10 protein-coding genes and 3 tRNA genes are annotated in these 10338 nt (G+C 31.1%); all 13 read right to left on the reverse strand.

Annotation, left to right across the window (positions count from 1 at the left end; translation table 11 throughout):
- Window positions 1–114: 114 nt before the first annotated feature.
- A complete protein-coding gene (gene fumC, locus HMPREF2663_RS09450; RefSeq protein ID WP_020361955.1) occupies window positions 115–1500 on the reverse strand; it encodes a class II fumarate hydratase in 1386 nt (461 codons plus the stop codon).
- A gap of 191 nt (window positions 1501–1691) precedes the next feature.
- Window positions 1692–2096 carry a hypothetical protein gene (locus HMPREF2663_RS09455; RefSeq protein WP_070846328.1) on the reverse strand — a complete coding sequence of 135 codons (405 nt, stop codon included), beginning with the start codon at window positions 2094–2096 and terminating at the stop codon, window positions 1692–1694.
- A 151-nt stretch (window positions 2097–2247) separates the two neighbouring features.
- Window positions 2248–2430: an SAS053 family DNA gyrase inhibitor gene (locus HMPREF2663_RS09460; RefSeq protein ID WP_020361957.1), complete on the reverse strand. Its 183-nt coding sequence runs from the start codon at window positions 2428–2430 to the stop codon at window positions 2248–2250.
- A 23-nt stretch (window positions 2431–2453) separates the two neighbouring features.
- Window positions 2454–3053 (reverse strand): 6-phosphogluconolactonase, encoded by a 600-nt coding sequence (locus HMPREF2663_RS09465; RefSeq protein ID WP_020364054.1) that lies wholly within the window; start codon window positions 3051–3053, stop codon window positions 2454–2456.
- Window positions 3054–3210: 157 nt separating this feature from the next.
- A complete protein-coding gene (trmL, locus tag HMPREF2663_RS09470; protein WP_002446764.1) occupies window positions 3211–3681 on the reverse strand; it encodes a tRNA (uridine(34)/cytosine(34)/5-carboxymethylaminomethyluridine(34)-2'-O)-methyltransferase TrmL in 471 nt (156 codons plus the stop codon).
- Entirely contained in the window at window positions 3678–4808 is a 1131-nt protein-coding gene (gene queG / locus HMPREF2663_RS09475) for a tRNA epoxyqueuosine(34) reductase QueG (RefSeq protein ID WP_002476052.1), read from the reverse strand. The genes trmL and queG overlap by 4 nt, the downstream gene beginning before the upstream one ends.
- A gap of 345 nt (window positions 4809–5153) precedes the next feature.
- The gene (locus tag HMPREF2663_RS09480) at window positions 5154–5876 is read right to left on the reverse strand and encodes an amino acid ABC transporter ATP-binding protein (RefSeq protein ID WP_002446766.1); all 723 of its coding nucleotides are present in this window, start codon (window positions 5874–5876) and stop codon (window positions 5154–5156) included.
- Window positions 5869–7326 carry an ABC transporter substrate-binding protein/permease gene (locus tag HMPREF2663_RS09485; protein WP_070846330.1) on the reverse strand — a complete coding sequence of 486 codons (1458 nt, stop codon included), beginning with the start codon at window positions 7324–7326 and terminating at the stop codon, window positions 5869–5871. The genes HMPREF2663_RS09480 and HMPREF2663_RS09485 overlap by 8 nt, the downstream gene beginning before the upstream one ends.
- Window positions 7327–7565: 239 nt before the next feature.
- Complete coding sequence (locus HMPREF2663_RS09490) at window positions 7566–8624, reverse strand: PTS sugar transporter subunit IIC (RefSeq protein WP_002446768.1); 1059 nt, start codon at window positions 8622–8624, stop codon at window positions 7566–7568.
- A 226-nt stretch (window positions 8625–8850) separates the two neighbouring features.
- Entirely contained in the window at window positions 8851–9699 is an 849-nt protein-coding gene (locus tag HMPREF2663_RS09495; RefSeq protein WP_002491358.1) for a trypsin-like serine peptidase, read from the reverse strand.
- Window positions 9700–10014: 315 nt separating this feature from the next.
- Window positions 10015–10098 (reverse strand) — tRNA-Leu (locus tag HMPREF2663_RS09500).
- 40 nt (window positions 10099–10138) lie between these two features.
- Window positions 10139–10213 (reverse strand) — tRNA-Gly (locus HMPREF2663_RS12910).
- 11 nt (window positions 10214–10224) lie between these two features.
- Window positions 10225–10299 (reverse strand) — tRNA-Gly (locus tag HMPREF2663_RS09505).
- Window positions 10300–10338: the final 39 nt, after the last annotated feature.

Here is a 10338-nt window from a genome sequence, read left to right on the forward strand (position 1 = left end):
GGCTATTTTGCTAGGAATTATGTCCCAGCCTCATTTTCAATTTTGCACCACTTTTATTGTCCAACTCAAATCGTAAAGATTTATTTTTAACCGTAATTTTTATAATCTAGAAAATTAATGTGGGTCTACCATATCTTCTGGTTTTATCCACTCTTCAAATTGTGATTCAGTTACATATCCACTTTCTATTGCAGATTCTTTTAAAGTAAGTCCTTCTTTGTGTGCCTTTTTAGCTATTTGAGCTGCTTTCTCATATCCAATATGAGGATTCAGAGCCGTAACTAGCATTAATGATTGATTTAAATAATTATTAATGTTTTCTTCAATCGGTTGAATACCTATTGCACAGTTTTTATTAAAGGTATTCATTCCATCTGCTAATAAGTAGATAGATTGTAAAGTGTTATGCATAATTACCGGTTTAAATACATTTAGTTCAAAATTACCTTGTGAACTTGCGATACCTACCGTCGTATCATTCCCCATGACTTGTACTGCTACCATAGTTAACATTTCACATTGTGTTGGATTTACTTTTCCTGGCATAATAGAAGATCCGGGTTCATTTTCTGGAATTGAAATCTCAGCAAGACCTGCACGCGGTCCAGAGGCTAGCCATCTAATATCATTTGCAATTTTCATTAAATCTGTCGCTAACGCCTTTAATGTACCATGTAATTGTACAATCTCATCATGAGAAGTTAAAGCATGAAATTTGTTTTCAGATGATACGAAAGCATACCCTGTGTTTTTGGAAATATATTTAGCTACTTTATGACCAAATTCTGGATGAGCATTAATTCCCGTTCCTACTGCAGTGCCACCAATTGCTAAATTTAAAATATGCTTTTTTGATTCTGATAGTAATTGCTCACATTTTTCTAACATATAGCGCCAACCACTTATCTCTTGACCTAATTTAATAGGCGTTGCATCTTGCAAATGTGTGCGTCCAATTTTAATGATTGATTGATATTGGTTTTCTTTTTCTTTAAAAGTTTGACGTAAATGGTTAAGTGCTGGCTCTAACTTAGTTTCAATTTCATGGAACAATGCGACATGCATGGCTGTTGGAAATGTATCATTTGAACTTTGAGATTTATTTACATCATCATTTGGATGGATAGTTTCCTTACTTCCATGTTTCTTAAGGTATTCATTAGCTACATAGCTTACGACTTCATTTACATTCATATTGCTTTGAGTACCACTACCTGTTTGCCAAACCACAAGTGGAAAATGATTATCTAGTTCTCCATTTAAAATACGATCACAAGCATGAACGATGGCGTTCTTTTTTTCATCACTCAATTTTCCTAATTCATGATTTGCTAAGGCTGCACCTCTTTTTAGTTGAGCAAATCCGTATATGACTTCTATAGGCATATGCTCTTTGCCGACTGGAAAATTTCGTTTACTTCTTTCAGTCTGTGCACCCCAATATTTGTCTTCTGGTACTTCAATTTCTCCAAATGTATCATGTTCAATTCTGACTGACATTTATATCGCTCCCCCTATTGTTGTTTGTTTAATTGTAGTATAGCACTATTTAAATTGTATGAGCAATGTTGAAATAAACCGTTTTCATTTAATAGAATATTTCCCTAATAAAATAAAAATGAGTCCTAAATGAATTTTTTCATGCTCATTTAAGACTCATATATTAAAATATTAATTTACTTCATACTTATTTAATTCTTAGGTTGTTGATATTTTGCTTTAGTAGCCTGAACAATAGCAATTGCAGTTAAAACAAATAGTATCACACCTATAGTGAGAGTGACAGGACTTATACTTACTAAAATACCTAAAACTCCTGGTAATTCATCATAAAAATCATCCAAGGTGTATGTCAAAACTCCCGTTATTAATAGACAACAAACCACACTGATCATCACACCAGACTGATTACTTTTTATAAATGTATGTGCATTGACATTATCAATAAGACCTTTTGATAAATTAAGTTGAAGTTGCACAATTTTGAACAATAGTGGCAAGTATAAAGCGCCTAAAGCAAGTGGAAAACCTTTTATAGATAATAAACTCACTATAACAGTAACTATAACAAAGTGAATCCAGTATTTTCTTAACATTTAATTAATCTCCTTGTGTTAATGACTGTAAGTATCATATCATAACCAATCAAAAGGAGTGAATATTTTTATAACAAATCGTGTGAAAGATAATACAATGCAAAAATCCAATAACTTAACATACTGATAAGCTACTGGATTTTTATGAAATCTATTTACTGTTTTTAAAATCTGAACGAACTTCGTTATCATGAGGTTGACTTAATTTTTCTTCATCATTTTCCTGTGAAATCTGTTCCATCTCTTTTCCTAATTCTTTTAAATCATCTAAGTCAGTCACCATAGCGTTTTCTTCTTCATGATAATTTAATTTGGAATCTTTTTTGTTCGCCATCATTCATCCCTCACAAATTTATTTTATGCAAAACGTGCAGTGAAGTACTCTTTTACGTCTTCAGGTAAGCCTACAGCCGCTTCTTTATCTAAGATAACATTGACCATACGGTGTGCTTTTAAATCCGATGGTTCAAAACTAGTCTTACCATTTTCACGGTAAAGTTTTTCTACCATATCGCGTTTATTAGCACCAGTAATAACTAAGAAAATTTCTCTAGCTTCCATCAAACCTTGACGAACGCTAACGTCAAGTTTGCCATTTTCGTCAATCGTAAGGACTTGCATTGTCAGTTTTCCCTTATTTTCTTTAGTCTTAATCTTATCTGAGATAAAGTCAATTGCATCATTTTCGTAAGAAATTGAATAAATTTGGCCTGTTGGCACACCCAAAGCCTCATAATAAGAATGATTATCATCATAATCTAAAATATTTATTTGACTGAAATCAACTGCATGATTTTCCACATTTTTCTTAAGTTCATCAAACACTGGTGCATGTTCTTTGCCCAAATGAAATCCTGCAATAGTAGTTGGATTATTATTAAACTGCTTACGTAGAATATCTGCAGTATATTCTGCTACTTTTTCACTATTGTCAAATACTTTAAAATTCATTGCCATGTTAACTACACTCCTCTAAGTTTGCTCTTTTAATTAAGTCGATTTAATTTAAAGTATACCCTTTGTATTAATTATCAAACTATTATTTTTTATTGGTTCACAATTAATATAACATTTCTTGGGTTTATCTTGCATTTACTTTATTTATTAACATTAATTATGAAAGGTTAGGATAATCTTGTTGTCTCAAAGCTTCGTAAATCAGTAAAGCAGCAGTATTAGAAAGATTAAGAGAACGTATATTGTCACTCATTGGAATTCTTAGAGCTGTTTTTGCATATTTCTCCTTAACCCAATCAGGAAGACCAGTAGTTTCTTTACCAAAGATAAAATAATAATCCTCATTAGTATTAGAAAAATTAAAATCGCTGTAGGTTTGTTTACCAAATTTTGTTAATAAATAGTAGTGACCTTCAGTATTAGCAAAAAATTCTTCAATACTATCGTGATATGTAATATTAACATGCTCCCAATAATCAAGTCCTGCACGTTTTAACATTTTGTCTTCAGTACTAAAGCCGAGCGGTTTAATTAGATGAAGATGGGTTAAAGTCCCTGCACAAGTACGTGCAATATTTCCTGTATTTGCTGGTATTTCTGGCTGATATAGTACAATATGATTCGTCATTTTTGTTCTCTCCTCATTTGCAAACCTTTTTTCATTTCGATCTGCACTTCTTCAATCTCATTTTCATAATGTGCATCAATAAAAGGTATAGCATCATCCTCTAAAATTTGTCCAATTGCCCAATATGCAGTACCTCTAATCATAGGTCTTGGATCATTTAATGCAACTTCTTTTAGTTCTGGTATAGCACTTTCTTCTTTAAAATGTGCCAAAGCTATAATAGCATTTCTTTGTATTGGTTTTTTACCTCTCCAAGCACCTGCTAAATGTCCATATGTACTTTTGAATTTCTTGTTGCTCATTTGAAGTAAAGGTACAAGACGTGGCTTCAAAATTTCCGGTTCCAAGACAATATCATCATGCTGAGTATTGATACCACGATTTTTAGGACAAACTTGTTGACACGTATCACACCCATATAATCTATTTCCAATTTTATATCGATATTCATCTTGAAGATAACCTTTAGTTTGAGTTAAAAAACTAATACATTTTTGACTATTTAACTGACCATTTCCAACAAGTGCACCTGTTGGGCAGCGATCAACACAAATTGTGCAGTCACCACAACTATCTAATAATGGATCATCAGGTTCAAACGGTATACTTACTAACATTTCACCTAGATAAGACCAAGTCCCTAATTCCGGAGAAATCACAAATCCATTCCTACCCGTGAATCCTAACCCAGCTCTTTCTGCTACTGCTCTATCTGACAATACACCGGTATCAACCATAGATTGGATTTCGACATCAGGTACTTTTTCTTTGATGAAATCAGCTAATTTATCAAGTCTCTTACGCATAATGCTGTGATAATCTTGGCCCCATGATGCCCTAGCAAACATGCCTCGACGATCACCTTTAACACTTTTTGGTGCACCTTTAAGTTTATTAGGATAACCCACAGCTATTGCGATGATAGAACGTGCGCTAGGTAAACTTAGTTTAGGTTCTGTACGTAATGATATATTTGATTCCTCAAAACCCGATGCATACCCTTTTGCATGATATTCCTCTAATTTTTGTTTCAATTCATCAAAAGGATCTGCAGTTGTAAATCCAATACTATCAATGCCTATAGAATGAGCAAAGTCTATAATTTCTTTTTTTAGTTTATTGTTCATAAGCTTTGCCACCTTTTTAAAATTACATATGCTATTCTAACATAAGATTATGTATCAGAGTTGGCATAATATTGTAATGATTAAAAATTATAGCCTATGATATAAATCATTATCATAGGCTTTCAAAATTGTGTAGCTTATCGCTATTTAGATTTAAAAATGCATGTTTTAGATAACTTTAACACTATTTATTAATTCAATCTTAAGAAAAGTATTTGTTTCCAAACTTCTATAAGTATTTTTATGATATACTAATTCTCTTTTAAAAGTTTAAAATGATGTAACTATAACAAATTCGCTAACTGAGAATAGTAAACTTTAACTTTTATCATTCGAAAATAAATTTTATAACACTCGTGATAAAAAATTTTGAGTTCGACTGTGTTGAGGATTTTCAAATATGTTTTGTGGTGTACCAGATTCAACCACAACACCATCGGCCATAAATACCACTTTATCACTTATTTCTTTAGCAAAGTTCATCTCATGCGTGACAATCACCATTGTCATACCTTCATTCGCTAATTGTCTCATTACTTTTAAAACATCCCCTACTACTTCAGGATCAAGTGCAGATGTTGGTTCATCAAATAACATAACATCAGGTTCCATTGCCAAAGCTCTTGCAATAGCAACTCTTTGTTTTTGACCTCCAGACAGTTGATTAGGATATGAATCTGCTTTATCTTTAAGCCCCACTTTTTCAAGTAAATATAAAGCTTTCTCTTTTAATTGATCTTTACTATCTTTATGTAATAAAAGTGGTGCCAACATTACATTTTCAATGACCTTTTTATGAGGAAATAAATTAAAATTTTGAAATACCATACCCATTTTTTGTCGTAAATTATCTAATTGAACATTATGTTGGGTTAATTCATTATCTTCAAATATAACTTTACCTTTTGAAGGTACATCTAACAAATTCATACAACGGAGTAAAGTACTTTTACCACTTCCAGATGGTCCAATTATTGCAACCACTTCACCCTTATCAACAGTAAGATTAATATCTCTCAATACTTCATTTGCTCCAAATTTTTTATTTAAATTTTTAATATTAATCACTGGCACTCATTCTCCCTTCAATAAAATTCATAACACGTGTAAGTGCAAATGTAAGTAAGAAATATAGTAATGCTGCAACTAACAATGGTGTGAATGGATCAAAAGATATTCCTTGTACAACTTGTGCATTAAACATGATTTCACTCACTCCAATTGTGGAAACTATAGACGATTCTTTAATCAAGGTTACAAATTCATTACCTAAAGCAGGTAAAATTTTCTTAATTGCCTGTGGCATAACTACTGATTGCATAGTCTGTCTATAATTCATTCCTAAACTTCTAGCAGCTTCAGTTTGTCCTTTATCTACAGCATTAATACCAGCTCTAAAAATCTCAGCAATGTAGGCTGAAGAATTTATAACAAGCGCAATAGTACCACAAATTAAAGCTGAAATATCTAACCCCAAAGCTGTAGTAGTCCCAAAAAATACAATGAACACTTGCACAAGCATTGGAGTACCTCTTAAAAATTCTATGTATATACCTGCTATCCATTGTAATGGTCTAATTTTACTTAATTTTAATAAAGCTATAAAAGAGCCTAAAATAGACCCCAATACCACACCTACTAATGAAATCAAAATAGTATTTTTAATTCCTTTAATAAAAAAACTGCCATATTTAGAAATAAAATTTCCATCATCTTGCATATCTTCGGCTGCTTTTGTCATGTATTGATCAATTAAATTTTTTTCTTTTACATTATCAATTGTTTGATTTAACTTATCTAAAAGTACAGGAGAGTTCTTAGGAACAGCTATACATGTTTGTTTCTTTTCTTCATTAAATTTAGTCTTTGAAAATGTTAGTTCAGAATTTTGTTTTAAATAGGCCTCACCTACTGGTTTTTCAACAACTACACCCGCTACTTTTCCACTTTTTAAAGATAATATAGCCTCAGGTAATCTATTGAGCGAAGAAATTTTACTATCTTCAATCTCAGTTTGTGCAATTTTTTCTTGATCTGTTCCTTTTTGTGCAGCTATGTTTTTGCCTTCAAAATCTTTGATATTTTGATAACGTTTTGCTTCATCTTTTTTAATCATCATCACATTGTTTGTAATCATGTAAGGTTTTGTAAAATCCACTTCTTTTTTTCGTTCGGGAGTTGTCGTCATACCGGATATGATAATATCGATTTTACCGGTCTTGAGTGCACCTAATAAGCTATCAAATTGCATGTTTACAATTTTTAACTTTAAATGATTATCTTTCGCAATTTTTTTAGCTAATTCTATATCTACACCTGCATATTCAGTTTTACCATGTATCGTCTTTTCAAATTCTAAAGGTGCATAATCAGCTGATAATCCAACTCTTAGTTCTCCTCGATTTTTAATTTTAGTCCAATTTTCATCTTCATTTGCATATGTACTCGGACTGATAAATAACGTGAAAGTACTTAACATTAATATTATGATTGATAACATTTTGAACAAACACTTCATTGTTTTTAACCTCCTTTTTAATAATTATACATTATTATACATAAATACTCATAAGTGCGCAATTAGATTTCCAAATATTGTATAAAAAAATACCCGAGACATTGAGTATCTCGGGTATTTTATGCTATCTAAACTTAATAAATATGTTCATTAAGTTATTCAAATTTCAGCTTATAACTTAAGAAAAAACAAAGAGTTTGTTATATATCATACACTAATTCCTAATATAATAATTAAAATTAATCTTTTGAGATTTCAAATTTATAAATCTCATCACTGTAAGTACTTAATACTTTTTTACAAATTTTATGTACAATAAAGGCACCTACAAATGGTATAACGAAATATCCAATAGCTAATAAAATAATATTCATAGATGGATTTCCCGACATACGGTTTAATGCATTGATGGGACCAACCAGTCCAGTATAACCAAAACCAGCAGATAGTGCAGTCCCTTTAATTTTTAAAATATATGCAACTATACCACATATGACTCCATTAATTGTCAAAGGAATAGCTATAATTAAATGCTTTAAGTAAACAGGAATCATCATTTTAGCAGCACCTATAAGTAATACCACGTTAACTCCTAGAGAATTAACTCTTAAAGATCCAAATAAAAAGGTTACACAAGCTGCAACTATTCCCATATTTGCAGCACCACTTCCTAAACCAGTAAGATTAATTGCTGTTGCTATAGCAACTAACGAGATTGGAGTTACCATTAATAAAGAAAATGTTACACAAATTAATATAGACATTAATAATGGATTTAATTCTGTGAACCTGTTTACTAATTTTCCTAGTGACTGCGTAATGACTTGAACGTAAGGTAATGTTAATAACCCTATTAATCCACTAATTACAGGAACTAAAACGGGTAAAATAATCATTTCTAAGGAACCTAATTTACCTTCTAAAAACATATAAATGAAACAAGCTAATATAACTACTAAAATTACATTTATAATATCTCCAATTCCTTTTAATTCAATTGTTTGTCCATTATAGTGTACTGCTCCAGAACCTAGCATTGCTGAAATACCAATTATTGCAGCACCTGTACCTTTAAATTTAAATTGGTGCGCAGCAAGAACTCCTATAATAAAAGCCATAAAAGATTGTATGATTGTTACTAGCTGAAAAATCGTTTCTAGTACATGATTACCTTCTTTAAAGAATTTTAATAATTCACCTAATAAGGCATTAGGTAATAATGCAATAACTACACCTGCACCTACTGCATTCAAAATGTTGTTAAAAAATCGCTTTCCATTGATTTGCGAATGACTCATGTTAAACCTCCATTTAAAACATCAAATTAATCGTATTATAGAAACGAAATATAAACAATCATTTAATATCAAATTTCATGTCAATAATTAAAGAAAAGTGAGCAATTATTCTTATATACGGATAATATTTAACATTTACTTATTAGATAAAAAAAGCATCCAAGGTTAAATTGTACATTTAACCAATGGATGCATACACTATATATATTATAAAAACTAAATTTAATTATTGAATATTTATATCAGGTATATTGTTTCTTAGGAATTGCTGAACGAAATCATTTATATAAACACTGCTATTGTATTTATTATCTACGCCACCATAATGTATTCCAATAACTTGATTTTTACCATTAAATACTGGAGATCCAGAGTTTCCACCTACAGTACTTAGGTCATATCTTAATTCCTCGCCACCAATATAGACAACCTTACCTACACTTTCCCACATTGTGGCTAACGGTTTGTCACCAGGGTAACCAGTAACAGTGATGTTTTCATTAATTCTAGTATCTGTATTGCTACTTATAGTTGCAGGTTTAACTACTTGCCCAATATGTTGATTATGTTCGTTCGGTGACACTCTTAAGATTGCTAAATCACTATTACCAGGATACGGTATGATTTCTTGACCCACAAATTTGCCATTAGGATAGTCATTTTCATTTTTAGCTGAAGGATGGACACTAATATTTCTTGGATTACCCTTAGCTCCATTAACGACGTGTTTATTAGTTAATATTTCATTTTCACCTACAACAACACCTGAACCACTCATATATCCACCATCTATTGGTATATAAATAAAACTAACAGCATCATAATGACCTTGTGTAGTATTAAAAATTTGATGTCTATTATTATTAGGCAATATTACACTTGGGTAACTTTTATTTTGACTTGGTTTAATATTATGGCTCGAACTATTAATATCTAAAACATTTTTGTTTTCTGTGCCAAGTGAGGAATGATTATGGCTTTGTGTATCGGTTTTTGCATAAGAAGTATTTACCATTGTAGTAGTTACTAACGCTGCAATTGTCATTGTACATATAGATAAAAATCTCTTTTTCATATGATAACCTCCAAAAATTATAAAAATTATTTTTTAATAACAGCTGTTATAATTAAATTATATATATAAACTGAAAAAATATGTGATTAAATGCCTAAATGTTAAAATAAAAATCCTATCTGTTTGCATTTTATTAAATATTATACTTATTTATTTAAATATTTTTTATAAGAATTTGGACACAATTATTAGTAACTTACTTATTTATAAAATTTTAGAGACTATCAAATGATAAATAACAATTAGCTCTTAAAAAATAAAAAAAGTGAAAACATTAAACTTACAATGTTTTCACTCTAAAAAAATTTGAATTTATACCGGTGGTCGGGATCGAACCGACACTCCAATAAAGGAACGGGATTTTGAGTCCCGCGCGTCTGCCAATTCCGCCACACCGGCTCAATATATAAACAAAAAACTTCCCAATGGAAGTAAATAATGGAGCGGAAGATAGGATTTACACCTATATCTCATTCCGGGAAGGAATGTGTTCTAAGAGTTGAACTACTCCCGCAAATCTAAAATTGGAGCGGAAGATAGGATTTGCACCTATATCTCATTCCGGGAAGGAATGTGTTCTGAGAGTTGAACTACTCCCGCATAATATTAAAATTGGAGCGGAAGATAGGATTTGCACCT

The organism is Staphylococcus sp. HMSC077D08 (assembly GCF_001837945.1).
GTDB classification, from domain to species: Bacteria; Bacillota; Bacilli; order Staphylococcales; family Staphylococcaceae; genus Staphylococcus; species Staphylococcus epidermidis.

Bases quoted from the DNA above. Each gene is read 5' to 3' on its own strand.
- fumC (WP_020361955.1), bottom strand. From the start codon at position 1,500: ATGTCAGTCAGAATTGAACATGATACATTTGGAGAAATTGAAGTACCA.
- HMPREF2663_RS09455 (WP_070846328.1), bottom strand. From the start codon at position 2,096: ATGTTAAGAAAATACTGGATTCACTTTGTTATAGTTACTGTTATAGTG.
- HMPREF2663_RS09460 (WP_020361957.1), bottom strand. From the start codon at position 2,430: ATGGCGAACAAAAAAGATTCCAAATTAAATTATCATGAAGAAGAAAAC.
- HMPREF2663_RS09465 (WP_020364054.1), bottom strand. From the start codon at position 3,053: ATGGCAATGAATTTTAAAGTATTTGACAATAGTGAAAAAGTAGCAGAA.
- trmL (WP_002446764.1), bottom strand. From the start codon at position 3,681: ATGACGAATCATATTGTACTATATCAGCCAGAAATACCAGCAAATACA.
- queG (WP_002476052.1), bottom strand. From the start codon at position 4,808: ATGAACAATAAACTAAAAAAAGAAATTATAGACTTTGCTCATTCTATA.
- HMPREF2663_RS09485 (WP_070846330.1), bottom strand. From the start codon at position 7,326: ATGAAGTGTTTGTTCAAAATGTTATCAATCATAATATTAATGTTAAGT.
- HMPREF2663_RS09490 (WP_002446768.1), bottom strand. From the start codon at position 8,624: ATGAGTCATTCGCAAATCAATGGAAAGCGATTTTTTAACAACATTTTG.
- HMPREF2663_RS09495 (WP_002491358.1), bottom strand. From the start codon at position 9,699: ATGAAAAAGAGATTTTTATCTATATGTACAATGACAATTGCAGCGTTA.